The following is a 24,865-nucleotide window of genomic DNA, read 5'->3' on the forward strand; positions in this document are numbered from 1 at the left end:
CTGCGCGCTACGCACGCATCGCACAACCGTTCGAGGTTGCCCTCTGTCGGTAAACGTTGATCAACCCGGCAGCTTGAAGTGCGCCACCGAGCGCCGCAGGTCGCTGGCGAGCTGGGCCAGGTAGCCGATCGAGTCGGCCGTCTGGCTCGCGCCCTGCGAGGTCTGCGAAGTGATTTCCTGGATCGCGTTCATCGACTGCGAAATGTCGGTCGCCGCCGCGGACTGCTGACGCGCCGCAGTGGAGATGTTCTGAATCAGCGCCGACAGATCGTGCGACACGCGCTCGATGTCGCCCAGTGCGCTGCCGGCGTCCTCGGCCAGCCGGGCACCGGCGACCACCTCGGACGTCGTCTGCTCCATCGAGCTGACGGCCTCGTTGGTGTCGGACTGAATGGTCTGCACCAGCGTCTCGATTCGCTTGGTCGCGCTGGCGGAGCGTTCCGCCAGGCGCTGCACTTCGTCCGCCACCACCGCGAAACCGCGGCCCGCCTCGCCGGCCGAGGCCGCCTGGATGGCCGCGTTCAACGCCAGGATGTTGGTTTGCTCGGCAATGTCGTTGATCAGTTCCACGATCGAGCCGATTTCCTGCGAGGACTCGCCCAGGCGCTTGATGCGCTTGGAGGTTTCCTGGATCTGGTCGCGGATCGAGTCCATGCCCGAGATCGTCTCGCGCACCACTTCGGCGCCGCGCGAGGCGATCTGCACCGAGCGCTCGGCCACGTCGGCCGACTCGGCCGAATCCTTCGATACGTTGTCCATCAGGCTGGCGATCTGGTTGATCGCCGAGGTCGCCGTGGAGATACGGGCCGCCTGGCTCTGCGCCGCATCGGCCAGGTGGCGCGCGGTGGTCTGGGTTTCCTGCGCCGACGAAGACACCTGCTCGGAGGTCTCGTTGATCGTGGTCACCAGGGTGCGCAGCTCGTCGATGGCGTAGTTCACCGAGTCCGCGATGGCGCCGGTGATGTCTTCCGATACCGTGGTCTTTACGGTCAGGTCGCCTTCGGCCAGCGATCCCATTTCGTCCAGCAGGCGCATGATCGCCTCCTGGTTGCGCTGGTTCAGCTCGGTCGAATCCTGGAAGCGCTTGCGCTGGTCGCGCACCAGGGTGACCACCAGCAGCAGCGCGAAGGCCACCGCACCGGCAGCGCCCAGCACGCCCCACCACACGTTCGGGAACAGCCGGCGGAACGGCAGCTTGCCGATCTGATCGGACAGTTCGTTGGCGCGCAGCAGCACGTTCTGCGAATCCAGGGATGCCTGGTTACCGGCGTTCTTCACGTCGGCGATCGGCGCGGCAGCGGAGACGAGCTTGGCGATCGGCTCGGCGAGCGCCGCCCAGTTCTCCTGCATGTCGGTGAGGATCTTGCGCGCGTTGGCATCGCCCATCGCCTTGACGCCGGCATCGGCGTTGCCGTCGGTCAGGCCCTTGAGCACGGTGCCGTACAGCTGCGCGTCGCGGGCCAGGCCGTCGGCCGCGGCCTGTGCGGAATCGCCGCCCTGCAGCACCTCCTGCACGCGGCGGACCATTCGGTCGGCCAGCAGCATCTGGCGCGAGGAGCCGAGCATCTGCTCGGCGCTGCCGTTGCGCTGCTGCAGGATGTTGGTGACCTGATCCATGCTCGAGTTGAGCAGCGGCATCTGCTGCGAGAGCTTGTCCGCGCGCTGGGCCGAATCCAGCACGACCGCCTTGTTCGACAGGATCTTCCGGATGTCGCCGTCAAGCTGACCCCACGCGTTGACCAGTGCGGTCACGCTGCGGCCGGCCGGCGTGGCGTTGTTGTCGCCGTAGGCCTCCATGCCGCCCTTGGGGTCGCCCTTGGCCAGCTTCTGCACCGCCGCGTCGATCGCGTTGCGGGTGCTCTCGAGCTCCTTGAAGGAGTCGACGTTGCCGTCGGAAGCCTCGAGGGCGTACTTGGCGGTCTGCTGCGACAGCACCTGGATCTGCGTGGTCAGCGCGCTCGCCTGGCGGTCCTCGCCGTTCTTCTGGTTCAGCAGGAAGAAGTCCAGCGCCGCGAAACCGATCGCGATCAGCAGCAGGACGATGAGGCCCGTATAGCCCCGTTCCTTGCCGATGCCCCCTGTAGTGCTCATCGTTACACCTCGTCCGTCTTCCATCCTGCCGGGCCGCGCTTCGACCGCGCTGCGCTGGCGGGACCTCTCGCCCCTGGTATCCGGCCACGCGCGGCACCGGCCCTACATATCGCTCCGTTCAGGCCGCTGCCTGGCGGAAATCCGGCGCGCGCACGAGCCGGTTCATGCTGAAAACGCCCAGCCGCTGCTCGCCCACCGCCACCCGCTCCCCGACGAAGCGGGTCAGGCGCGGATCCTCCTCGGCGATGGATTCGCGGCGCTGCTCCTCGTCTACCGTGCGCTGGCCGAACACCTCATCGACCATCAGCGCGACGCTGCCGCCGCCCTGGCGGACGATCAGCAGGCGCGTGCGCTCGGTCGGCTGGGTGCGCTCGCCGAACAGGAAGCGATTGAAATCGATCACCGGCACCAGGTTGCCGCGCACGTTGGCGACACCCATCAGCCAGGGCTGGGTCAGCGGCACCGGGGTCAGCACGGGCACCGCCAGCAGTTCGTTGATCTCGTCGATCGCGCTGACGAAGAGGCGCGAACCGACGCGGTAGCCGATGCCGCGCCACAGGCCCGGCGCCTCCATCCGGTCCTGCACGTCCTGTGCGTGCGCCAGCGACAGCCGCTCGTAGCGGGCCAGGATCTCGAACGGCGTGAGGTTGGCGCTCTCGCTCATGCCGCGCTCGGCAACAGGTCGTTGATGCAGGTCAGCAGCTCTTTCTCGTTGACCGGCTTGGTGATGAACGCGCGCGCGCCCTGGCGCAGGCCCCAGACGCGATCGGTTTCCATCGACTTGGTGGTGATCATCACGATCGGCACGTTCGAGGTGACCGGGTCGCGCGTGAGCGTGCGGGTGGCCTGGAAGCCATTCATGCCGGGCATGATGACGTCCATGATGACCAGGTCCGGCAGCTCGGCGCGGACGCGCTCGATGCCTTCCTCGGCGGTGCTGACGGCGGCGACCGCGTAGCCGGCCTTCTCGAGCAGCGTGGTGAACACGCGCACGTCGGTCGGTGAGTCGTCGATGATGAGAATCTTTGCCACAGGTCTCCCCTATAAGACGCTGCAGTCAGTGGTTTTTCAGACCGTGCTGACGTGACGATGGATGGCCCCAAGCAGTTCGTCGCGGGTGAACGGCTTGGTCAGGTATTGCTCGGCGCCGACGATGCGGCCGCGCGCCTTGTCGAAGAGGCCGTCCTTGGAGCTCAGCATGATCACCGGCGTGGCGCGGAACTGCGGGTTGTTCTTGATCAGCGCGCAGGTCTGGTAGCCGTCCAGGCGGGGCATCATGATGTCGACGAAGATGATCGCCGGCTTCTGGTCGGAGATCTTCGCCAGCGCCTCGAAGCCGTCGACGGCCGTGAGGACCTCGCAGCCTTCCTTCTTGAGCAGGGTTTCGGCCGTGCGCCGGATGGTCTTGGAGTCATCGATCACCATGACCTTCAGACCGGACAAGCCGTTGTCGCTCGTATTCAAGTTCACTCAACCCCCCTGGTGCCCGCCCGAGGCTCAGGTAAGGCACACGGGCCGGGCGGATGCCGACCAGTGTGCAAAAAAAACCGCAACTTGTTCTGTGGTTGCGTTCCGATTGCCGGCAACGCACTCGATGCGTTGCTGTTTACCGCCTGACAGAAGCGGCGTCAAGCAAAAATCAAGGCGTGGCGCCGGCTGAAGGTCAGTATCGGCAAACGCGTCAGTTCTTGAGCGAGCGCGTCAGAACTTGCCGCATTGCGCCCCCTCGGCGACCATCCAGACCTGCCGCGCCGCCACCCGCCCTTCCCCGGCGTCGCCCTCCCCTGCCATGGAGCATGTTTCATGCCGCTTTCGGTCGCCGTGCTGATGGATCCCATCCGTGCCATCAAGATTGCCAAGGACACCACCTTCGCCATGCTGCTGGAGGCCCAGCGACGCGGGCATGCCCTCTTCTACATGGAGCAGGGCGACCTGGCGCTGCGCGACGGCGTCGCGCACGCGCGGCTCACGCCTCTGTCCGTCCGCGACGATCCCGCAGGCTGGTACGAACTGGGCCAGGAACAATGGCGGGAGCTGCGCGGGATCGACGTCGTGCTGATGCGCAAGGATCCACCGGTCGACGCCCAGTTCATCTACGACACCATGGTGCTGGAGGCAGCCCAGCGCGACGGCGTCCAGGTCGTCAACGACCCGCGCGCGCTACGCGACTGCAACGAGAAGGTCTTCGCGCTGCATTTTCCGCAGTGCATGGCGCCCACTCTGGTGGCGCGCGACCCCGCGGAGCTGCGCCGCTTTGTCGCCGAGCACGGCGAGGTCGTGCTCAAGCCGCTGGACGGCATGGGCGGGCGCGGCATCTTCCGGGTCCGAACCGGCGATCCCAACCTCAACTCTATGCTCGAAACGCTGGTCGGTGGCGATTCCCACGGCGAGGGCCGGCAGTTCACCGTCGCCCAGAAGTTCATCCCGCAGATCAGCGCCGGGGACAAGCGGGTCCTGCTGGTCGACGGCGAACCGGTGCCCTACGCACTGGCGCGGATCCCGCAGGGCGACGAGTTCCGCGGCAACCTGGCTGCCGGCGGACGCGGCGTCGGCGTGCCGCTCAGCGAGCGCGACCGCTGGATCGCCGCACAGGTGGGCCCCGAACTGCGCCGCCGTGGCCTGCGCTTCGTCGGCCTGGACGTGATCGGCGACTACCTCACCGAGATCAACGTCACATCCCCGACGTGTGTGCGCGAACTGGACGCGCAGTTCGGGCTTAATATCGCCGGACTGCTGTTCGACGCGATCGAGAACGTCCCCGCGTGAGTGCCACCGCCCGCCGCCCCGATACCCCGGATCCGATCGGGGCGACTTTCCTGTTTTCCCTGTTGCTGCACGGCGTGCTGGTGCTCGGCCTGACTTTCCATTTCGTCAAGCCGAAACCGAGCCTGCCGACGCTGGACGTGACCCTGGTCGACGTGGCCAACCGCGAAGCGCCCGACCAGGCCGACTTCCTGGCGCAGGCCAACAATCGCGGCGGCGGCAACAGCGACGAGATCGGCCGTCCGACCGAGCGGTTGTCGGGCCTGCTGCCGGTGCCGGGCAACGGCGTCGCCCCCGTGCCCCGGCAGGAGCAGCACCGGCAGGCCCAGCAAGCCACGCCGGACCGCCTGGTGACCACCATCGGCAACAGCCGGCACAAGGTGGCGAGCGACACGGCCAGCAAGGCCCGGCCGGAAACCGACCAGCCGCCTTCGGACCTCGAGCAGCTCCGGCAGGAAGCAGCCCGGCTGACCGCCGAACGGGACCGCAAGGTCAAGCGCTATGCCAAGCGGCCGGTGAAAAAGTTCCTGTCCGCCAACACCGCCGAAGGCATGTACGCGGCCTATCTCCACGGCTGGTTCAAGCGCGTCGAGCGCATCGGCAACCTCAACTATCCGGACGAGGCCAGGCGCGAGCACATCCACGGCGACCTCGAGGTCAGCGTGGGCCTGAACCGCGACGGCAGCATCGCCGAGATCCAGATCATCCGAAGCTCCGGCTCGCCCCTGCTGGACGAGGCGGCCAAGCGCATCGTGCATCTGTCGGCACCGTTCCCGCCGTGGCCGCAGGACAAGCAGGGCACGACCATCCTCTACATCGACCGGGTGTGGGAGTTCGGCGCGGACGACACGCTTCGCCATCGCTGAAGCGCTGGCCTCCGGCCCAACGCGGCCGCTTCACATCGCGCGCGTTACAACGGATGCCCGCCTCCGCATTACAATGGCCGCATGAGCGCCGTCCCCAACCTGCAGACTCTCGCCGGACATTTCCTGATCGCCATGCCCAGCCTGGCCGAGCCGCCGTTTTCGCGCAGCGTGGCTTTCCTGTGCCAGCACGACGAGGACGGCGCGGTCGGCCTGCTGGTGAACCGGCTTTCCGAATACCGGCTCGGCGACGTGCTGGCGCAGCTCAAGCTCGACTGCAGTGATCTGGAACTGGCTGACCGCCCGGTGCTGATCGGCGGCCCGGTGCAGCAGGAACGCGGCTTCGTGCTGCACCGCGAGCACGGGCACTGGGAATCGAGTTACCGCATCAACGCCGAATGGTCGGTGACGACCTCGCGCGACATCCTGGTCGCCATGGCGGCCGGGGAGGGTCCCAACGACGCCCTGATGGCGCTGGGTTACGCCGGCTGGAGCGCCGGCCAGCTGGAGCAGGAGCTGAAGGACAACAGCTGGCTCACCGCCGAAGCGAACGAGCGGGTGATGTTCCACACGCCGCTGGAGGAGCGCTGGAGCGCCGCCGCCGGCCTGGTCGGTGTCGATCCGCTGCAGCTTCCCGGCTACGCAGGCCACGCGTGAGGGCCTGGCGGGCGATCGACGGCACGGACCGCCGCGCATGAGTTGCGTGCTGGGCTTCGATGTCGGCAGCAAGCTGATCGGGGTGGCCGTCGGCAATACCATCACCGCAAGTGCCCGTGCCCTGGCCGTGGTGCCCGTCCGGGACAGCGGACCGGACTGGAATCAGCTGGACGACCTGCACAGGCAATGGCAGCCGGACACGCTGGTCGTCGGCCTGCCGCTGGCGCTCGACGGCACCGTGCAGCCGGCCACCCGGCTCGCCCGCCGCTTCGCCGAACACCTGCGCGAGCGCTACCAGGGGCCGGTCGCGCTGGTGGACGAACAGTACAGCTCGCAGGAAGCCGCGCAGCGCTTCGCCGACGCGCGCGCCGCCGGCACCAAGCGCCGCAGCGACGCGGCCAACATCGACGCGGAAGCCGCCGCGGTGATCCTCGAACGCTGGCTTGCCGCCGCCTCCGCCTCCCACTAGCTTGAGCCAGGCCATCGCATGTTCATCCCTTCCCGCGCTTTCGAACCGCACGCCATGGGCACCCGCCTGCGCCATCTGACCACGCTGGAAAACCTGCCGCGCGCCTGCATCGAACGCCTGCTCGACCGCGCCCTGTCCATGCGCGACGCCTGCGCCCACGGCACCCGCAAGCTGGACCTGCTCAACGGGCGCACGGTGCTCAACCTGTTCTTCGAGCCCTCCACCCGCACGCGCACCTCGTTCGAACTGGCCGCGCGCCGGCTCGGCGCCGACGTGATCAACTTCGACATCGGCTTCTCCTCGACCGCCAAGGGCGAGGAGCTGTTCGACACGCTGCACACGCTGGAAGCGATGCACCTGGACGCCATCGTGGTGCGCCACAAGAACTCCGGCACGCCGGAGGAACTGGTGCGCCACGCGATGAGCGGCGTGTCGGTGATCAACGCCGGCGACGGCAACCGCGCCCATCCCACCCAGGGCCTGCTCGACGTGATGACCATCCGCGAGCACCGTCCGGATTTCGAGAACCTGGCGGTGGTGATCTGCGGTGACATCAAGCACTCGCGTGTAGCGCGCTCGGACGTGCACGCGCTTACCGCCATGGGCGTGCGCGAGATCCGCCTGTGCGGCCCTGCGCCGCTGATGCCTGCACCCGAAGAGTTCCCGCGCTGCGTGTTCGTCGAACACTTCGACGAGGCGATCGCCGGCGCCGACGTGGCGATCATGCTGCGCCTGCAGAAGGAACGCATGAGCGCCACCGAGCTTCCCGACGAGGCGGCCTACTTCGCCCGCTACGGCCTGGACACCCGCCGCCTGGCGCTCGCCGCCAAGGGTTGCCTGGTCATGCACCCGGGGCCGATCAACCGCGGCGTGGAGATCGCTTCGGAGGTGGCCGATGGCGCCCAGTCGAAGATCCTCGAACAGGTCGGCAACGGCGTGTTCGTGCGCATGGCGGTGCTGGGCGAACTGCTCGCCCGCTGAGACCGCCCCCCCGACGGCAGGCACAGGCGGCCCACACCGAGGGCGCGGCATAATGGCCGCGCCTTTCTTCTTTTTTTCAGGGAACCGAATCATGCGATCGACGAAGCGCACCCTCGCGCTGGCTTTGGCTGGCCTGTTGCTGGCGGCATGTGGACACAAGGACAAGGACGCCCCGCTGGCCTTCGTGCCGGCGGACACGCCCTACGTGGTGGCCAACCTTGACGTGCTCGACGACGACACCCGCGCCGCCCTGCTGGCCCAGGCCGATGCCCAGATGCCGGCCGAAGTGACCCAGTTGCGTGCCGCCGCGGACGAAACGGCCGCGAAGGACCCGGACACCGCCAACCTGCTGCGTGCGTTCGCCAAGGAACTGGACGGCAAGTCGGTCGAGTCGTTCGCGCAGGGCGCCGGCCTGGACCTCAAGGGCTACTCCGCGCTCTACGGCGTTGGCCTGGCGCCGGTGCTGCGCTTCCAGCTCACCGACACCGACGCGTTCGAGGCCTTCGTGGGCCGGCTGGAAACCGCCTATGGCAAGAAACTCGACGTCGCCAACCTCGACAAGCAGAGCTATCGGCGCCACGTTTCGGGCGCCACGGGCACCCAGTTGATCCTGGCCGTGGTAGGAAAGCAGGCGGTGGCCGCGATCCTGCCGGCCGACGCCTCCCAGTCGCTGCTGCGCCAGGCGCTGGGCCTGGATCGCCCAGCCCGGAACCTGCAGGACGACGGCCGGCTGGCCAAGCTGGCCAAGGCCAAGGGCTACGAGAAGTGGGCCGTGGGCGAACTCGACCTGAGCCGCGCCCTGCCGCTCGCCGCCAGCGGCAAGGACCCGCTGTTCAACGCCCTGCTCAAGGCCCGCGCACAGGCCGAGTCGGCCAAGACCGGCGAGCCGGTGGCCAACCAGCTGCAGATCCCGCCCAGCTGCCAGGCCGATGCCACGCGCCTCGCCAGCCGCGTGCCGGCGCTGAGCTTCGGCTACACCCGGCTCGAGGCCAAGCACCAGGACATGCGCTGGGACGTTTCGCTGGCCAGCGACATCACCCAGGCCTTCAGCGGGCTGAAGGTCGACCTGCCGGGGCTCGGCGCCACGCAGGCGACCTCGCCGTTCGAGTTCTTCCTGGGCCTACCGGTCGCGCAGGTGCGTGCGTTCTGGACCGCGCAGGCCGACGCGGTGGCGGCCAAGCCGTTCACCTGCCCCGCACTGACCGACCTCAACGACACCTTCGCCAAGCTCGGTCAGAGCATGCAGCAGGCGGCCATCCCGCCGTTCGGCGACCTGCTGGGCCTGGGACTTTCGCTGGACAGCTTCACGCCGGGCCAGGCCAATGCCATGCCGCAGTTCACGGGCCGACTGGTGCTTGGCACCAGCAACCCGGCCGGTCTGCTTGCGATGGGCCAGATGATGACTCCCGCCCTGGCGCAGCTGAAGCTCACTGCCGATGGCAAGCCGGTGGCACTGCCGCCCACCCTGGCCAACATGTTCCACCAGCCGGCCTGGCTGGCGATGGGCCCCAAGAGCCTGGGGCTCGGCATCGGCGCGGGGGAGGACAGCAAGCTTGCCGACGCGCTCAAGGCACCGATCGGCAACGCGGGGCAGATGCTGCGCATGCACCTGAATGGCCAGATGTACCTGGACTGGGTCAACCTGATGCAGCAGAAGGCCGACACCCTGGCCTCGGCAGCGGCGGCGCTGGGCAAGGATGATGCCGCCAATGCGGAGGACCCGGCCGACAAGGCCGCCACCGAGGCGCGCACCAAGGCGCAGTTCGAAGCCATGCGTGCGCAGGCCGCGCGCATCGAATCGATGGACGGCGAAGCACACGTCGACGGCGACGGCCTGGTGATCAGCAGCCAGACCACGCTCAAGTAAGCCCGCACTGGGCTTGCCGCGCGGGGCGCCTTCAGGGGCGCCCCGCCTGCTTTCCGGCTTCCACGCAGCGCACGCGACCCGGGCGCACAACGGACAGCTCACCCTCCTTTCGCACCGCCCCAACCTTCCTTTCAGCCAGCCGTTCACAACGGTAATTGCCACTGAACGGCGAAGCGCCGGACGTACAACCTGTTCACGGCGGCCCTGTTGCCATGGTTTCCACGGTGCAAACGCATCGTGTTGCGACAGTCACCCGAAGGAGAGTGCCATGCGTACCCATTCCGCGTTCCATCGAGCCTTCATCGCCGCCGGCCTGACCGCTGCGTTGGCCGCCGTGCCGTTCGCGCAGGCCCTCGCACAGGACGCCGACGCGCAGTCCAGCGGCAGCATGCAGTCCAGCAACCAGACCGTCCCGGGCAAGGTGGACGATGCCTGGATCACCACCAAGGTGAAGTCCGAATTCGCGACCACGTCCGAAATCCCCGCCAGCAAGATCTCGGTGGACACCCACGACGGCATGGTGCGGCTTACCGGCACGGTGGCCAGCAACATGGACAAGAACAAGGCCATCCAGGTGGCACACAGCGTCAAGGGCGTGAAGAGCGTCGACGCCACGGCCCTGACCGTGACAGCGGGCGCCGATACGCCGTAAAGCTGCCCTGCCGCCCGCGTGCGGCAAACAAAAAAGGAGCCCTCGGGCTCCTTTTTTTCTGTCCCTCTGCGGGACGACGGGCGGTCGCGACGACTCTCGATGCCCGTCAGCGCCGCAGCATGCCGCCGCCGAACTGGTTGTTGTCGCGTGTCTCCTCCAGCTCGACGCCCTCCAGCCCCTGCGACAGCGTATGCGCGTCGCCGCCCTGGGCCAGCTTGATGCGCAGGCGCACCTCGTTGGAGCTGTCGGCGTGGCGCAGGGCATCCTCGTAGCTGATCTCGCCGGCGTGGTAGAGCTCGACCAGGCTCTGGTCGAACGTGCGCATGCCCAGATTGACCGAGTCCTTCATGACTTCCTTGATCTTGTGGATCTCGCCCTGGCGGATGTAGTCCTGCACCAGCGGCGTGCCCAACAGTACTTCGACCGCCACGCGGCGCGCCTTGCCGTCCGGCGTGGGAATCAGCTGCTGCGCCACGATGCCCTTGAGGTTGAGCGACAGGTCCATGAAAAGCTGCTGGCGCCGGTCCTCCGGGAAGAAGTGCAGGATGCGGTCGATCGCCTGGTTGGCGTTGTTCGCGTGCAGCGTGCAAAGGCACAGGTGGCCGGTTTCGGAGAAGTTGATCGCGTACTCCATCGTCTCGCGGGTACGTACCTCGCCGATCAGGATCACGTCGGGCGCCTGGCGCAGGGTGTTCTTCAGCGCGTTGTCCCAGTTGTCGGTGTCGATGCCGATCTCGCGCTGGGTGATGATGCAGCCTTCGTGCTTGTGCACGTACTCGATCGGGTCCTCGATGGTGATGATGTGGCCGGTCGAGTTCTGGTTGCGGTAGCCGACCATCGCGGCGAGCGAGGTCGACTTGCCCGAACCCGTGGCGCCAACGAAGATGATGATGCCGCGCTTGGTCATCGACAGCGTCTTCAGTACCGGCGGCAGCGTCAGCTCCTCGAAGGTGGGGATCTTCGATTCGATCCGGCGCAACACCATGCCCACGCAGTTGCGCTGGTAGAAGCACGACACGCGGAAACGCCCCACGCCCTGCGCGGAGATCGCGAACTGGCACTCGTGGGTCTTCTCGAACTCCTCGCGCTGCGCCGGCGTCATGATGTTGAGCACCATGTCGCGCGCCTGCTGCACCGACAGCGGGCTCTGCGTGATCGGCACGATGCGACCCTGCAGTTTCATCGATGGCGCGACGCCGGCGGTGACGAACAGGTCCGATGCCTTCTTGTGCACCATCAGCTTGAGGAAGGAGGTGAAATCGAAATCGCTCATGGCTTGATGTCCGGGAATCGGGAATTCGTTAATCGGGGATCGTCAGAAGCACACCCTCGGTCATCCACCGAGCGAGCCACACCGGGAGACCGGGAACGGGCTTGCGATTCCCGATCCCGATCCACCATTCCTGGTCTTACTTGAAGACGTCCTTGTTCTTGGCATAGCCGATCGCTTCCTGCCGCGCGACCAGACCGCGCTTGACCAGGTCCTGGAGGTTCTGATCGAGCGTCTGCATGCCGTACTGCTGGCCGGTCTGGATGGACGAGTACATCTGCGCGACCTTGTCCTCGCGGATCAGGTTGCGGATGGCAGGGATGCCGACCATGATCTCGTGCGCCGCGATACGCCCGCCGCCGACCTTTTTCAGCAGCGTCTGCGAGATCACCGCACGCAGGGATTCCGAAAGCATCGAACGCACCATCGGCTTTTCGCCGGACGGGAACACGTCGATGATGCGGTCGATGGTCTTGGCCGCCGAACTGGTGTGCAGGGTGCCGAACACAAGGTGGCCGGTTTCCGCGGCGGTCAGCGCCAGGCGGATGGTTTCCAGGTCGCGCAGCTCGCCGACCAGGATGTAATCGGGATCTTCGCGCAGCGCCGAGCGCAGCGCCTCGTTGAAGCCGTGCGTGTCGCGGTGTACCTCGCGCTGGTTGACCAGGCACTTCTGCGAGGTGTGCACGAACTCGATCGGATCCTCGACCGTGAGCATGTGCCCGTATTCGTTCTTGTTGATGTGGTCCACCATCGCCGCCAGCGTGGTGGATTTGCCCGAGCCGGTCGGGCCGGTGACCAGGATCAGGCCCTGCGGCTGCTCGATCAGTTCGCGGAAGATGCGCGGCGCACCGAGGTCTTCCAGCGTCAGCACTTCGGACGGAATCGTACGGAACACCGCACCGGCGCCACGGTTCTGGTTGAACGCATTGACACGGAAGCGCGCCAGGCCGGGGATCTCGAAGGAGAAATCGGTCTCGTAGAACTCCTCGTAGTCGCGCCGTTGCTTGTCCGACATGATGTCGTAGATCAGCGAGTGGACCTGCTTGTGTTCCAGCGGCGGGATGTTGATGCGACGCACGTCGCCGTCCACGCGGATCATCGGCGGCAGGCCGGCCGAAAGATGCAGGTCCGAGGCCTTGTTCTTGACCGAAAAGGCCAACAGTTCGGCGATGTCCATCGGGCGTTTCCCCTTAAAACGTTCGTCTGGATGAATAGCGGTACTGCGCAGGGGACCGCCCGGTCGCGCGCTCGCGCACGCGCTCCGTCGCCTTCGAACCGGCCATCCGACAACCCCCTCGCAACGAGCCGATACTACTCGCGCGAATGGCTTTGCGACCAGTGGGTTGGCGCCTCCGGATGCGGAAACTGCGATGGCTTCCCGCCGGTTCGCTTGTCCGCCGCGGGAGCGCCTTTCCTGCGCTCGACCGGACATGGCGGTCGCGTACAGGTGCGCCCCCTGGGTGTTGGGTGGCCCTTGTCACCCGCCCGCCGGCCGCTTCGGGTTAAGGTATCGGGCCCCACAACCCAAGGGACCGGCATGACACGACTTGCCTTCATCGGCGGCGGCAACATGGCGCGCAGCCTGATCGGCGGCCTGCTCAAGACCGGCGCCTCGGCCTCGTCCATCCGCGTGGCCGAGCCGCAGGCGCAGGCGCGCGAGGCGCTCGCCCGCGAGTTCGGCGTGGCGACCTTCGCCGAAAACCGGCTGGCCGCCGAGGACGCGGAGATCCTGCTGCTGGCGGTCAAGCCGCAGATCATGCCGGCGCTGCAGGCGGAGCTGCGCGACGTGCTGCAGCGCCAGCGTCCGCTGGTGATCTCGATCGCCGCCGGCGTGCGACTGGACCAGCTCGAACGCTGGTTCGGCGCCCATTTGCCGATCGTGCGCTGCATGCCCAACACGCCCTCGCTGATCGGCGCCGGCGCGACCGGCCTGTGCGCCAACGCCAGGGTCAGCCCGCCGCAGAAGGCACAGGCGCAGCACATCCTCGACGCGGTCGGCATGACGCGATGGATTGACGATGAAGCGCTGATGGACACGGTGACCGGGCTGTCCGGCTCGGGCCCGGCCTACTTCTTCGCACTGGTCGAGGCGCTGGAGGATGCCGCGGTGGCGCAGGGCCTGCCGCGCGAGAGCGCCCGTGCGCTGGCCGCGCAGACCTGCCTGGGTGCTGGCCGCATGCTGGTCGAGAGCGGTGAAGCGCCGGGCGAGCTGCGCCGCCGGGTAACCTCGCCCAACGGCACCACCCAGGCCGCGCTGGAAAGCTTCGCCGCCGACGGCCTTCCGCGCATCGCCGCCCACGCCGTGGCCGCCGCCACCCGCCGTGGGGCCGAACTGGCCGCCGAACTGGACGCCAAGGAGCCACGCCCGTGATCTACCTGCTGAACGCGCTCTCGCTGCTGCTTGAAATCGCCTTCGATGTCGTGGCGACGCTGTTCGTACTGCGGCTGCTGGCCGAAGCGGGGCGGGCCGACTTCCGCAACCCGATCAGCCAGTTCGTCTACCGCTACACCAACCCGGTGCTTGCCCCGATCCGTCGCGTGCTGCCGAACTGGCGCCGCCTCAACCTGGCCGCCCTGCTGGTGTGCTACCTGGTGATGCTGGTCAAGCGCGTGGTGCTGTTCGCCCTGGTCGGGGCGCTGCCGCACGTGGCCGGGCTGCTGGTGCTCGCACTGGCCGACCTGCTCGACTTCGTGCTGCTGTTCTACCTGGTGCTGGTGTTCGGCTGGTCGCTGCTCAGCATGTTCGCCGCGGACACCTACCACCCCGTGCTTCGGCTGGTGGAAGGCATCGTCGACCCGCTGCTCAAGCCGCTGCGCGGCAAGCTGGTGGTGGGCATGCTCGACTTCTCGCCGGCGGTGGTGATGATCGGCCTGCTGCTCGCCCGCATCCTCGTCGCGGCGCCGCTGTTCGACTGGGGCAACCAGCTGGCGCGCGGGTTCTAGGCGTCGAGTTCCACTGCAGGAACGCACCTGTGCGCGACCGCGATGTGCACGGTCGCGCACAGGCGCGCTCCTACACGGCGCGGTTAGCCCAGGCTGCGATGATGCGGTGCATTTCGTCCAGCCCATCGAACAGCGCGGCGGGTCCCGGCTGCAGGATGATCGGCGACTTCACTTCGTGCAGCTCACCGTCGCGCACCGCCGGAATCGCGTCCCAGCCCGGCCGCGCCGCTACCCGCTGTGGTCGGAACCGCTTGCCGCACCAGGAACCCAGGATGATGTCCGGCGCGCGGCGCACGACCTCCGTGCCATCGGCCAGGATGCGCTGTTTCGCCAGCGGCTCCCGCGCCAGCTCCGGAAACGCGTCCTCGCCCCCGGCGATACCGATCAGCTCGGCCACCCAGCGGATCCCGGTAATGAGCGGTTCGTCCCATTCCTCGAAGTAGACCTTCGGTCGCTTCGGTAGCGCCGCGGCCGCTGCACGGACTCGTGCCAGGTGGGCCTCCGCACGCCGCGCGTAGGCTTCGGCCTTTTCGTGGGCGCCGACCATGGCGCCCAGGCGGCGGATATAGGCGAGGATGCCTTCCACGCTGCGGTGGTTGCTGATCCATACCTCCACGCCCGCCTTGACCAGCTCGCGCGCGATATCCGCCTGAATGTCGGAAAAGCCGATCGCCAGGTCCGGCTGCAGCTTCAGGATCTCGCCGATCTTCGCACTGGTGAACGCCGAGACCTTGGGCTTCTCCTTGCGCGCCCGCGCCGGCCGCACGGTGAACCCGGAAATGCCGACGATGCGGTGCTCCTCGCCGAGGGCGTAGAGCACCTCGGTCGGTTCCTCGGTCAGGCAGACGATGCGCTGCGGGAAGCCGTCCATCAATGGCCCAGCACGGTCACTGAAACCCGGCGCTGGTGCGGCTCCCGCCGGTGCTCCCACATATAGACGCCCTGCCAGGTGCCCAGCTGCGGCCTGCCGCCGTGGACCGGCACGGTGAGGCTCACGCCGGTAAGGATCGAGCGCACGTGGGCAGGCATGTCGTCCGGGCCTTCGGCGTCGTGCTCGAACAGCGGTTCACCGTCGGGAACGGCGCGCGCGAACCAGCGCTCCAGGTCGTCGCGCACGGTCGGGTCGGCGTTCTCGCAGATCAGCAGCGAGCAGCTGGTGTGCAGGACGAAGACATTGGCGATCCCGGTCTGTATGTGACTGGCGGCGATCGCCTCGGCCACCTTGCCGGTGATCTCGCAGAATCCGCGGCCGCGCGTGTGCACGACGAAGCCACTCTGGGCAACGTGCGGCGCGGGCTGGGCGTGGCTCACGGATAGAGCAGCCGGCTGGTCCAGGTCTGGCCGTGGCGGCTCCAGCGCACGCGCTCGTGCAGGCGGAATTGCGCGCCGTACCAGAACTCGATCATGTCCGGCTCGACCACGAAGCCGCCCCAGTGCGGCGGGCGCGGCACGTCGCGGCCGTCGTATTCCTTCTCGCAACGCGCGAAGCGCTGCTCGAAGGTCTCGCGATCCGGCAACGTCTGCGACTGCAGCGACGCCCAGGCGCCGATCTGGCTGCCGCGCGCACGGCTGGCGAAATAGGCGTCCGACTCCTCCGCCAGCAGCTTGCGCGCCGCGCCTTCGATGCGTACCTGCACGCCCTGGCGCAGTTGCTTCCAGTGGAAGCACAGCGCGACCTGCGGATGCGCATCGAGCTGGACGCCCTTGTCGCTTTCGTAGTTGGTGAAGAAGCGAAAGCCGCGCTCGTCGGCACCCTTGAGCAGCACGATACGCGAGCTGACCCGGCCGGCCGCATCGGCCGTCGCCAGGTTCATCGCGGTGGGTTCGGGGTCGCCGCCGGTGGTGGCCTCGTCGAGCAGGCTGCGGAAGGTGTCCAGGATCTCGCGTTTGAGCATGACTCTTGCATCGTGGCGGCGCCGCGCCATCATGCGCGGATGACCAACGATGCTAGCACGCAGAACGTCGCCCTCGCCGGCCACCTTCTGGATCACTATGCCGGCCGCATTGCGCGTTCACGCCGCCCCTACATCCTCGGCCTCTCCGGCCTGCAGGGCAGTGGCAAAAGCACGCTGGCGCGGGTGATGAAGGCCGAGGCCGAAGCCCGCGGCTGGCCGACCGACGTGCTCACGCTGGACGACTTCTACTACCCGCGCAGCGAGCGCGAGACACTGGCGCGCGAGGTGCATCCGCTGCTGCGCACGCGCGGCGTGCCCGGCACGCACGAGATCGAGTTGCTGCTCTCGGTGCTGGCCGCCCTGCCGCAGGCTTCGGAGAAGCTGCCGGTGACCTGGCCGCGCTTCGACAAGGGCCGCGATACCCGCGTGCCGCCCTCGCGCTGGCCCAAGGTCGCGCGCCCGCCGAAGCTGGTGATCCTGGAAGGCTGGGCGCTGGGCCTGCGACCACAGTTGCAGGCGGCGCTGGAGACGCCGGTCAACGCGCTCGAACGCGACGACGACCCGGACGGCCGCTGGCGTCATTGGGTGAACAAGCAGCTGCGCGCCTACCAGCCGCTGTGGCGCAAGCTCGATGCGCTGATCGTGCTGCAGGCGCCGAGCTGGGATGTCGTGCGTCGCTGGCGTGGCGAACAGGAAGAAGCGCTGCTGGCACGCAAGGCACCCTTGGCGATGGACGCCGAAGCCATGGTGCGTTTCCTCGCGCACTTCGAACGCCTCAGCCGCCACGCGCTGGCCACCCTGCCCGCGCTGGCCGACAGCGTGGTGGAGTATGACGACGAGCGCCACGTCACCGGCCTCGCCCACGCCTGATGATCACCGGCTCCCCGCCAGGGACGTCGGGATGAAGCCATGCTTGCGCACCTTTCTCCGCGAGCGCCGGCCCCTCACCCCGGTCCTCTCCCCGGAGGGGACAGGAGGCTGCATTGCCGTGCCGCCTCACTCCTTGTCCCCTTCGGGGGAGAGGGTTGGGGTAAGAGGCCGCTCTTGCGACGAACCAACGCCAGAGCGGTGGTTTCCCTCGTTTCCCCGCGGACCCAGGTCTCCCACCTCGACCTCTCCTGGGGGAGGAGGAAGGCAAGCCATCACATCGCCAGCAGCGCCGCATAGCCCGACCGCGCATCCGGCCAGCGGGGCACGAACCCGCTTGCCCGCAGCCGCGCGTTGCTGAGCCGCTTGCTGCCCACCCCGGCCGGCGCCGGACCGTCGGGCGGAGGCGGTGCGCCCACCAGTCCGGCCAGGTGGTCGTACAGGACGTCCAGGGGTAGCGGCGTGTCGTCCACGCCCAGGTAAAGCGGGTCGGCGTCGGGCAATAACAGCAGATGGGCGATGGCGGATGCCGCATCGTCGACGTGGATGCGGTTGGCCCAGTGCGCCTGCTCCCGCGGCACGCGTGCCAGCCCCGCCCGCAGGCGCTCGATCAGCTGGAGCCGTCCCGGCCCGTACAGACCGGCCAGCCGCAGTACGGTGGACTGGACCGGCACGTCCGCAAGCCATCGCTCCGCCTCCAGCAGCACGCTGCCGTTGAAGCCCGGTGGACGGGCAGGCGTGTCCTCGTCCACCCAGCCGCCGGCATGGTCGCCGTAGACCGCGCTGGAGGAGACGAACAGCACACGCCGCAACGTTGTCTGGTCGAGCGCCGCAAGCAGGGCGCGCAACCCGGTCAGGAAGACCGCTTCATACGCGGCCCGCTCGCGTGCGTCGGGCGCCGGCAGGTAGACCAGCCGGGTGACGCCGCCGGGGAGTGCATCCAGCGTGGCGGGCGCGGCGAGGTCGCCGGCGAGCCAGTGGATTCCGTCGTCGCTGTCCGCCGGAGGACGCCGACGCAGGGCATGCACCTCGTGCCCCTGCGCGCGCAGTTGGCGAGCCACGCGCAGCCCCACGTCGCCACAGCCGGCCAGCAAGACGCGTTCGTCCGTGGTTGCTAGCATGCGCGGATGAACCCCTCCTGCAACCTGTTCCTGATCGGCCCGACCGGTGCCGGCAAGACGTCGATCGGTCGACGCCTCGCCGCGCATTATGGCCTGCCGTTCCTGGATCTGGACCAGGAGATCGAGCGCCACTGCGGCGTGGATGTGCGTTGCGTGTTCGAGATCGAGGGCGAGGCGGGCTTCCGCCAGCGCGAAAGCGCGCTGCTCGATGCGCTCAGCGCGCGCGCCGGCGTGTTGCTGGCCACCGGCGCCGGCGCCGTGCTGGACCCGGCCAATCGCCATCGCCTCGCCGAACGCGGCTTCGTGCTGTGGCTGGACACCACGGTGGAACAGCAACTCGAACGCCTGGCCCGCGATACCAGGCGCCCGCTGCTGGCGGGCGAAGACCGCCGCGGCAAGCTCGACGCGATGGCGCACGTCCGTGGCCCGCTCTACCGCGAGATTGCCGACCTGCGCCTGCCCGGCGAACACGAAGGCGTGGCGACTGCGAGCGAGCGCTGCGTCGCGCTGCTCGACCAGCACTGGCAACGGCAACAGGCGGCATGAACGAAACCGACATCCAGACGATCGAGGTCGCGCTCGGCGCGCGGCGCTACGCGGTGTACATCGGCCGTGGCCTGCTCGGCGACCACGCCCGCTGGCGTGCGCATTTGCGCGGCCGCCATGCCCTGGTGGTCAGCAACACCACCGTGGCGCCGCTTTATCTCGATCGCGTCGCGCAGGGACTCGAAGGCCTGCGCTGGTCGCACTTCCTGCTCGAGGACGGCGAGGCACACAAGACCTTCGGCAATGTCGGTCGCGCGCTGGAGGCGCTCGCCGCGCTGGGGGCCACCCGCGACGCCTGCGTGATCGCGCTGGGCGGCGGCGTGGTCGGCGACCTGGCCGGTTTCGCCGCGGCCTGCTGGATGCGCGGCATCGACTTCATCCAGATGCCGACCACGTTGCTGGCGATGGTCGACTCCTCGGTCGGCGGCAAGACCGGCGTGAACCTTCCTGCCGGCAAGAACCTGGCCGGGGCCTTCCACCAGCCGCGCGCGGTGGTCGCCGACATCGGCACCCTGGCTACCCTGCCCGACCGCGAATACCGCGCGGGGCTGGCTGAGGTGGTGAAAGGGGCGGCGATCGGCGACGCGGGTTTCTTCGCCTGGCTGGAGGCGAACGCCGACGCCCTCGCCGGCCGCCACGACGCCACGCTGGTGGAAGCCATCGCGCGAAAGGTCCGGTACAAGGCGGGCGTGGTCGCGCGCGACGAGACCGAGCAGGGCGAACGCGCGCTACTGAACCTTGGCCATACCTTCGGCCACGCGCTGGAAACCGCCGGCCAGTACACCGCGCTTCTGCATGGCGAGGCGGTCGCCATCGGCATGTTGCTGGCCGCCCGCCTTTCCGAGCGGTTGGGCATGAGCGACGCCGCCGATACCGCGCGTCTGCGGCGACTGCTCGAGCGTCTGGGCCTGCCCGTCGCGCTGCCGGGCGATTCCGACGCGCAGCGGTTGCTTGCGCTGATGCGGCTGGACAAGAAGAACACCGCCGGCACGCTTCGGTTGATCCTGTGGCGCGGCATCGGGCGGGCGGAAATCGTCGGCGGCGTCGCCGAAAACACCGTGCTGGCCACCCTTGACGATGCCGCCCGCCACCGGTAGAGGCACGCTTGCGGGCGATGCGCTTCGTTCCAGCAGACCAGGAACATCGCCCGCAAGCGGGCTCCTGCAAGGCGTGGACGCTCGCCAGCATGGCCGCGGCCTTTTAGAATGTCGCGCTTGCGGCGCCCTTGCCGCACCATCACGGACACCATGCGCCTCTACCTGCAAACCATGCCCGCCTCCGCCGAGGCGCCGCGCTACGTGCAGATCGTGCTCGAGCAGGATCTGCTGGGCGGCTGGACGCTGTACCGCGAAAGCGGCACGCAGGGCGGCAAGGCCACGCTCAAGCGCGAGCAGTTTCTCGAGCGCGACGAGGCCATCGCGGCGTTCGAGAAGACGCGCGACGCGCAGTTGAAGCGCGGCTTCCGCGTGATGTTCGCCCAGGGCCTGGACGGCCCGCACGGACGCTGACATGACCGCTCCGCTGAAGAACGACCGCTTCCTGCGCGCCCTGCGCCGGGAGCCCACCGACACCACGCCGATCTGGGTCATGCGCCAGGCCGGCCGCTACCTGCCCGAGTACCGTGCCACGCGCGAGCGCGCCGGCAGCTTCATGGGCCTGGCGCAGAACCCCGAGTTCGCCTGCGAAGTGACGCTGCAGCCGCTGGAGCGCTTCGATCTCGACGCGGCAATCCTTTTCTCGGACATCCTCACCATCCCGGACGCGATGGGCCTCGGCCTGTCCTTCGCGCAGGGCGAGGGCCCGCAGTTCGCCCGTCCCGTGCGCACTGCCGCCGACATTTCGGCGCTGGCGGTGCCCGACATGGACGGCGAGCTGCGTTACGTGATGGACGCGGTTCGGCTGATCCGCCGCGAACTCCACGGGCGCGTGCCGCTGATCGGTTTCTCCGGCAGCCCGTGGACGCTCGCCTGCTACATGGTCGAAGGCCACGGCTCACGCGACTTCGCCACGCTCAAGGCGATGTGCTGGAACGCGCCCAAGCTCGCCCACCAGCTGCTCGACACGCTGGCGCGCTCGGTCGCGGCCTACCTCCTGGCGCAGGCTGCCGCCGGCGCGCAGGCCTTGATGGTCTTCGACACCTGGGGCGGCCTGCTCGGCCCGGCCCCGTTCCGCGAGTTTTCGCTGCGATACATGAGCCAGGTGGTGGCGGCGCTGAAGGCGGATCCGGTCGCCCGCGAGCTGCCGGTGATCCTGTTCTCCAAGGGCGCGCACCTGCACCTGGCCGAAATGGCCGGTTCCGGTTGCGCGGCACTGGGCGTGGACTGGACCATCGACCTCGCTGATGCGCGGCGCGCGGTGGCAGGCAAGGTTGCCCTGCAGGGCAACCTCGACCCGGCCGTACTGCGTTCGAACCCGGAGGTCATCCGCCGCGAGGCTCGCGCCGTTATGGACAGCTACGGCAACCACCCGGGCCATGTCTTCAACCTCGGCCACGGCATCACGCCGGAGGTCGAACCGCAACACGTCAAGGTGCTGGTCGACGAGGTGCATGCCTACGGCCGCCAGTTGCGGACTGGCTGAGCATGGCCTGGCTGATCACCAAATACCTGGTCACCGCCGCGGTGGTGGTACTCGTCTCCGAGGCCGCCAAGCGCAGCGACCGGCTGGGCGGCCTGCTCGGCGCGCTGCCGATGGTGACGCTGCTGGCGCTGATCTGGCTCTACCTGGAGCACCAGCCAGCACAGAAGATCGCCAACCACGCTTGGTACACCTTCTGGTACGTGCTGCCCACGCTGCCGATGTTCCTGGTCTTCCCCGCCCTGCTGCCGCGGCTGGGCTTCTGGTTCACCCTGCTGGCCTGCGCCCTCATCACGGTGGCCTGCTTCGGCCTGTTCGCGCTGGCGGTGCGCCGGTTCGGGATCGAACTGCTCTAACCCCCCGATTTCCGGCTACCACACCCCCGCTTGCCCTGTCCATACCTCAGGCGCATAGTCGGGCTGCCGGCGACTGGCCGGTCGGCAAAAAGGCATGGGGGTGCCGTTATGTCGCGAGTCAATCCTTTCAGTGCGCCGGGCTCGGTCACGAGCGAATCTTCGGCCTCATCGGGGCAACACGTCTTCCGCTCTCCGAACTCGCTCGGCAATGGGGTCCGGGGCGTGGTCGGGGCCTTCGTCCTGCTCACGCTGGCGGTCCTGGGCGTGATGGCCTACGGGCTGCAACTGCTCCAGCAGGGCATCGACAGCGGAATCACCGCGGCGCTGCAGGACAAGCTGGCGGGGGCCGGCTGGCTGCAGTTGAACCTGTTCCGCCTGCAACTGGTGCTCATGCTGGCCTGCTACATCTGGGCCGGCTGCTGGGTGTACCGGGTCGCCTGCAACGTACGGGCGCTGGGAGCCCGGGGTTTGGACGACTCGCCCGGCTGGGCGGTCGGCTGGTATGCGGTGCCGGTCATGAACCTGGTGCGGCCGCTGCGCGCGATGACGCAGATCTGGCTGGGCTCCCAGGCGCCGGCGCGCTGGCAAAAGCTCGGGACGCCGTCGCTGCTGAGGGCGTGGTGGGTGTGCTGGATTGCCGGCAACCTGTCGTACTGGTTCGTCACGCAGTACCTCAAGCCCGAGCACACGTTCGAGGGGCTGCACACCCAGCAGTGGCTGCTGATCGGCGGACAGGGCCTGAACCTGTGCGCGGCGGCGCTGTTCCTGCTGGTCGTGACGCGCGTGACGCGCATGCAGATGGAGCAGCATGAGCAACAGCAGGCAACTCCGTCGATGCAGGCGTCCTCGCTGGCCGACGCCTTCGTGGTCTGACCGCCTACCCGTGACACCGCCCCTGGCTCGCGCCCGGCCAGGGGCGAGCTGGCCGATGATCACCGCCCAACCGACGGGTTGGGCGGCGCGATCATCGCGGGAAGCGGCGCATCGCCTGGTCGTAAGCGACGTTGATTTCCTTCGCCCGCTTCTCGGCCAGGCGCTGGATGTCCTCGCCCAGCCTCGCCACCTTGTCGGGGTGGTACTGGCCCATGCGCAGGCGATAACCCTGCTCGATCTCCTCGCGGCTGGCCGACTCGGAAACGCCGAGCACGTCGAACCACCGCTGCGCGTCGGCTCCGGGGCGCTCATCGCTCCAGACCGGTCCTTGCCCGGGGCCGCCGGACGGCTGGCGTGCGGACGCGCCGGACTCCCTTGCGCGCGACATGAAGAAGCTCACCAGGCAATAGCCCACGATCAGTCCCAGCAACACCACGACCCATTCAGCCCGCATCGCCGGCCAATCTCCCGTAGAACGCCATCGCCCCGCGCAACGCGCCTTCCTGGTCGCCTCCCACCTCGGCGAAGGTGAGGCTGGTGGCGATGCGCGAGTGCACCACGCCGGCCAGGGCCACGGATGCGCCCGCGCTGGCCGTGTCCGATAGCACCGCGCGCAGGTCCAGGCGACGGCCGTGCTCCAGGCTGATCTTGCGGAGCAGGTTGAGCGCAAAGGGCGGGCAGAGCAGCGCGTCGCGCGCCAGCGACCACAGCTGCCGGTTCGTCAGCGCGAGTCGTCGACGCTGGGTGGCGGCCATCCCGAGCGCGGCGAGGATGGAGACGTACATGGCCACCAGCCAGGCCAGCAAGGCGGCATTCGTGCCCGACAACCACAGGCATGCCGGCAGCCCGATGAAGAACAGCGCAAGCAACCACAGGCACCACGGCGCGAGCACGGACGATCGCCCTGCCAGGCGCCGCAGGCTTGCCGCACCACCGCCCGCCTCCGGCGCGGTCGCGAGCCAGCTCAACCGGTACAGCGGCCGGTGCGGCGTCAGTGGATTGGGCACGAACAACAGGCGCCCGCCCAGCGCGAGGACCAGCCCGCCGGCCACGATGCCTCCCCGGCGGGTCTCGAAGGCGATCTCGTCGTGGTAGAGCAGCAAGGCGGAATCGTACAGATACATCAGCACGATCCCGCCCAGCAGCGCGGGCAGTCCCAGATCCATCTCAGGCGCCTTGCTTGCGCTTGAACAGCGACTTGAACCAGGCACCCAGGGCAAGGAATCCCGCCACCACGAACTTCCAGGCAGCCGCCAGGAACCCGCCGATGACGGTGAACAGGCCCTTCTTGGCCGCCACGGCGGCGGCGCCGCCGGTGATCAGCGCAGCCAGGCCGTACTCCGCCACGCGGTCGCCGGAACGGTATTCGGCATAGGTCTCGCCCGGAACGAAGTCGAAGCCGGGCAGCTTGTTCTTGAAGTCGGCCACGGCGCCAGCCAGCTTGTCCGCGTCGGTGATGACCACCACGTCCATCACGCCGAAACGGCCCAGCAGGCGGGTGTTGTAGTTCACCACCTCTTCGTTGCTTTGCGAACTGCTGGCCCGGATCGCCCACGCCAGCGACTTGATCTGCGGGTCGTACCGGGGCTTCAGGCCCCAGCCGGTGATGTGCAACTGGGCCCAACCGCGTTTCGCGCGCTCGCGGTTGCCCGCGTCGGTGCCCTCCCTGACCGAGCTCAGGATGGCGTCGGCGTCGAGGTCCTCGTTGTCCTTCACATAGCCGATGTCCTCGTAGGAGAACATCGCGACCCAGTTCAGGTCGGTCGGCGCCAGCGTGTAGGTCGGCGTCGGATCGGGCAGGTTGTGCATCATCTCGTTGAAGCGCTCGGTAGCCTTCGCGTCGAGGAAGGCGTAACCCTCGGGCACGTCGAGCGTCGCGTGGCTGCCGACCTCCACCTTGGTCGGCCCCATCTGCCAGGGCAGCTGGGCGACCGGACTCTGCTGGCCATGACTGCGTGTAGCGGCAAGGAGAAGCAGCAGTCCCGCGACTGCCGCGCGTATCCCTTTCATAAAGCCCCCTGTGTCATGCCTGACCGGATGATGCGTTCCCCTGCGCAGGAGGCGACCAGGCATC

Annotated in this window: 29 protein-coding genes; 16 read left to right on the forward strand and 13 right to left on the reverse strand. The window is 68.3% G+C overall.

What is annotated here, in order from left to right:
* Positions 1-60 precede the first annotated feature (60 nt).
* From ACFWZU_RS13945 to pilG, 4 genes are all read right to left on the reverse strand, one after another.
* Positions 61-2,091 carry a methyl-accepting chemotaxis protein gene (locus ACFWZU_RS13945; protein WP_439702146.1) on the reverse strand — a complete coding sequence of 677 codons (2,031 nt, stop codon included), beginning with the start codon at positions 2,089-2,091 and terminating at the stop codon, positions 61-63.
* A gap of 118 nt (positions 2,092-2,209) precedes the next feature.
* Entirely contained in the window at positions 2,210-2,755 is a 546-nt protein-coding gene (locus ACFWZU_RS13950) for a chemotaxis protein CheW (protein ID WP_439702147.1), read from the reverse strand.
* The gene (locus ACFWZU_RS13955) at positions 2,752-3,123 is read right to left on the reverse strand and encodes a response regulator (RefSeq protein WP_091337433.1); all 372 of its coding nucleotides are present in this window, start codon (positions 3,121-3,123) and stop codon (positions 2,752-2,754) included. Before ACFWZU_RS13955 ends, ACFWZU_RS13950 begins: the two co-directional genes overlap by 4 nt.
* 36 nt (positions 3,124-3,159) lie before the next feature.
* The gene (pilG, locus tag ACFWZU_RS13960) at positions 3,160-3,516 is read right to left on the reverse strand and encodes a twitching motility response regulator PilG (protein WP_209620096.1); all 357 of its coding nucleotides are present in this window, start codon (positions 3,514-3,516) and stop codon (positions 3,160-3,162) included.
* Positions 3,517-3,894: 378 nt separating this feature from the next.
* Here pilG and gshB point away from each other — a divergent pair, with 378 nt between their 5' ends.
* From gshB to ACFWZU_RS13995, 7 genes are all read left to right on the forward strand, one after another.
* The gene (gshB, locus tag ACFWZU_RS13965) at positions 3,895-4,857 is read left to right on the forward strand and encodes a glutathione synthase (protein ID WP_439702148.1); all 963 of its coding nucleotides are present in this window, start codon (positions 3,895-3,897) and stop codon (positions 4,855-4,857) included.
* Positions 4,854-5,720: an energy transducer TonB gene (locus ACFWZU_RS13970; RefSeq protein ID WP_439702149.1), complete on the forward strand. Its 867-nt coding sequence runs from the start codon at positions 4,854-4,856 to the stop codon at positions 5,718-5,720. Before gshB ends, ACFWZU_RS13970 begins: the two co-directional genes overlap by 4 nt.
* 81 nt (positions 5,721-5,801) lie before the next feature.
* A complete protein-coding gene (locus ACFWZU_RS13975) occupies positions 5,802-6,374 on the forward strand; it encodes a YqgE/AlgH family protein (protein WP_439702150.1) in 573 nt (190 codons plus the stop codon).
* Between the two features lie 37 nt (positions 6,375-6,411).
* Entirely contained in the window at positions 6,412-6,843 is a 432-nt protein-coding gene (gene ruvX / locus ACFWZU_RS13980) for a Holliday junction resolvase RuvX (protein ID WP_439702151.1), read from the forward strand.
* 54 nt (positions 6,844-6,897) lie between these two features.
* A complete protein-coding gene (locus ACFWZU_RS13985; RefSeq protein ID WP_439702204.1) occupies positions 6,898-7,824 on the forward strand; it encodes an aspartate carbamoyltransferase catalytic subunit in 927 nt (308 codons plus the stop codon).
* 91 nt (positions 7,825-7,915) lie between these two features.
* On the forward strand, positions 7,916-9,691 hold the full coding sequence (locus tag ACFWZU_RS13990) for a hypothetical protein (protein ID WP_439702152.1): 1,776 nt from the start codon (positions 7,916-7,918) through the stop codon (positions 9,689-9,691).
* 268 nt (positions 9,692-9,959) lie between these two features.
* On the forward strand, positions 9,960-10,343 hold the full coding sequence (locus tag ACFWZU_RS13995) for a BON domain-containing protein (RefSeq protein ID WP_301143825.1): 384 nt from the start codon (positions 9,960-9,962) through the stop codon (positions 10,341-10,343).
* Positions 10,344-10,449: 106 nt separating this feature from the next.
* On the opposite strand, the gene ACFWZU_RS14000 is transcribed toward ACFWZU_RS13995, so the two are convergent.
* Both ACFWZU_RS14000 and ACFWZU_RS14005 read right to left on the reverse strand, forming a co-directional pair.
* Positions 10,450-11,616, reverse strand: a complete 1,167-nt coding sequence (locus ACFWZU_RS14000) for a PilT/PilU family type 4a pilus ATPase (RefSeq protein ID WP_231351009.1) — start codon at positions 11,614-11,616, stop codon at positions 10,450-10,452.
* Between the two features lie 136 nt (positions 11,617-11,752).
* Positions 11,753-12,790 (reverse strand): type IV pilus twitching motility protein PilT, encoded by a 1,038-nt coding sequence (locus tag ACFWZU_RS14005; protein ID WP_439702153.1) that lies wholly within the window; start codon positions 12,788-12,790, stop codon positions 11,753-11,755.
* 360 nt (positions 12,791-13,150) lie between these two features.
* Here ACFWZU_RS14005 and proC point away from each other — a divergent pair, with 360 nt between their 5' ends.
* Together proC and ACFWZU_RS14015 are read left to right on the forward strand one after the other, a co-directional pair.
* Entirely contained in the window at positions 13,151-13,984 is an 834-nt protein-coding gene (gene proC / locus ACFWZU_RS14010; protein WP_439702154.1) for a pyrroline-5-carboxylate reductase, read from the forward strand.
* Positions 13,981-14,556 (forward strand): YggT family protein, encoded by a 576-nt coding sequence (locus ACFWZU_RS14015; RefSeq protein ID WP_439702155.1) that lies wholly within the window; start codon positions 13,981-13,983, stop codon positions 14,554-14,556. Before proC ends, ACFWZU_RS14015 begins: the two co-directional genes overlap by 4 nt.
* Before the next feature lie 70 nt (positions 14,557-14,626).
* Here ACFWZU_RS14015 and ACFWZU_RS14020 read toward each other — a convergent pair whose 3' ends face one another.
* Genes ACFWZU_RS14020 through pdxH form a run of 3 tightly spaced genes read right to left on the reverse strand, consistent with a single transcriptional unit; the run spans position 14,627 to position 16,451 of the window.
* Positions 14,627-15,427, reverse strand: coding sequence for an ABC transporter substrate-binding protein (locus ACFWZU_RS14020; protein WP_439702156.1), 801 nt, complete (start codon positions 15,425-15,427; stop codon positions 14,627-14,629).
* Positions 15,427-15,867: a secondary thiamine-phosphate synthase enzyme YjbQ gene (locus ACFWZU_RS14025; RefSeq protein WP_439702157.1), complete on the reverse strand. Its 441-nt coding sequence runs from the start codon at positions 15,865-15,867 to the stop codon at positions 15,427-15,429. Before ACFWZU_RS14025 ends, ACFWZU_RS14020 begins: the two co-directional genes overlap by 1 nt.
* On the reverse strand, positions 15,864-16,451 hold the full coding sequence (gene pdxH, locus ACFWZU_RS14030) for a pyridoxamine 5'-phosphate oxidase (RefSeq protein WP_439702158.1): 588 nt from the start codon (positions 16,449-16,451) through the stop codon (positions 15,864-15,866). Before pdxH ends, ACFWZU_RS14025 begins: the two co-directional genes overlap by 4 nt.
* 39 nt (positions 16,452-16,490) lie before the next feature.
* Here pdxH and ACFWZU_RS14035 point away from each other — a divergent pair, with 39 nt between their 5' ends.
* On the forward strand, positions 16,491-17,321 hold the full coding sequence (locus tag ACFWZU_RS14035) for a kinase (protein ID WP_439702159.1): 831 nt from the start codon (positions 16,491-16,493) through the stop codon (positions 17,319-17,321).
* A gap of 272 nt (positions 17,322-17,593) precedes the next feature.
* Here the strand turns inward: ACFWZU_RS14035 and ACFWZU_RS14040 are convergent, their stop codons facing one another.
* Positions 17,594-18,439 carry an NAD-dependent epimerase/dehydratase family protein gene (locus ACFWZU_RS14040; protein ID WP_439702160.1) on the reverse strand — a complete coding sequence of 282 codons (846 nt, stop codon included), beginning with the start codon at positions 18,437-18,439 and terminating at the stop codon, positions 17,594-17,596.
* Positions 18,440-18,445: 6 nt separating this feature from the next.
* Between ACFWZU_RS14040 and ACFWZU_RS14045 the strand changes: the two genes are divergently transcribed.
* The 6 genes from ACFWZU_RS14045 (at position 18,446) to ACFWZU_RS14070 (ending at position 22,791) form a co-directional block, all read left to right on the forward strand.
* Positions 18,446-18,985, forward strand: coding sequence for a shikimate kinase (locus tag ACFWZU_RS14045; protein ID WP_439702161.1), 540 nt, complete (start codon positions 18,446-18,448; stop codon positions 18,983-18,985).
* Complete coding sequence (aroB, locus tag ACFWZU_RS14050; RefSeq protein WP_439702162.1) at positions 18,982-20,082, forward strand: 3-dehydroquinate synthase; 1,101 nt, start codon at positions 18,982-18,984, stop codon at positions 20,080-20,082. Before ACFWZU_RS14045 ends, aroB begins: the two co-directional genes overlap by 4 nt.
* Positions 20,083-20,232: 150 nt before the next feature.
* Positions 20,233-20,493, forward strand: coding sequence for a WGR domain-containing protein (locus ACFWZU_RS14055; RefSeq protein WP_439702163.1), 261 nt, complete (start codon positions 20,233-20,235; stop codon positions 20,491-20,493).
* 1 nt (position 20,494) lies between these two features.
* Complete coding sequence (gene hemE, locus ACFWZU_RS14060) at positions 20,495-21,565, forward strand: uroporphyrinogen decarboxylase (protein WP_439702164.1); 1,071 nt, start codon at positions 20,495-20,497, stop codon at positions 21,563-21,565.
* Between the two features lie 2 nt (positions 21,566-21,567).
* On the forward strand, positions 21,568-21,918 hold the full coding sequence (locus ACFWZU_RS14065; protein WP_439702165.1) for a DUF3147 family protein: 351 nt from the start codon (positions 21,568-21,570) through the stop codon (positions 21,916-21,918).
* 222 nt (positions 21,919-22,140) lie between these two features.
* Entirely contained in the window at positions 22,141-22,791 is a 651-nt protein-coding gene (locus ACFWZU_RS14070) for a DUF4328 domain-containing protein (protein WP_439702166.1), read from the forward strand.
* A gap of 91 nt (positions 22,792-22,882) precedes the next feature.
* On the opposite strand, the gene ACFWZU_RS14075 is transcribed toward ACFWZU_RS14070, so the two are convergent.
* Genes ACFWZU_RS14075 through ACFWZU_RS14085 form a run of 3 tightly spaced genes read right to left on the reverse strand, consistent with a single transcriptional unit; the run spans position 22,883 to position 24,801 of the window.
* Complete coding sequence (locus ACFWZU_RS14075; RefSeq protein ID WP_439702167.1) at positions 22,883-23,245, reverse strand: J domain-containing protein; 363 nt, start codon at positions 23,243-23,245, stop codon at positions 22,883-22,885.
* Positions 23,235-23,957, reverse strand: coding sequence for a hypothetical protein (locus ACFWZU_RS14080; RefSeq protein WP_439702168.1), 723 nt, complete (start codon positions 23,955-23,957; stop codon positions 23,235-23,237). The genes ACFWZU_RS14075 and ACFWZU_RS14080 overlap by 11 nt, the downstream gene beginning before the upstream one ends.
* A 1-nt stretch (position 23,958) precedes the next feature.
* Positions 23,959-24,801 (reverse strand): DUF2167 domain-containing protein, encoded by an 843-nt coding sequence (locus tag ACFWZU_RS14085; RefSeq protein WP_439702169.1) that lies wholly within the window; start codon positions 24,799-24,801, stop codon positions 23,959-23,961.
* Positions 24,802-24,865 lie beyond the last annotated feature (64 nt).

It is taken from the genome of Frateuria sp. GZRR33 (assembly GCF_051900425.1).
GTDB lineage: Bacteria > Pseudomonadota > Gammaproteobacteria > Xanthomonadales > Rhodanobacteraceae > Frateuria_A.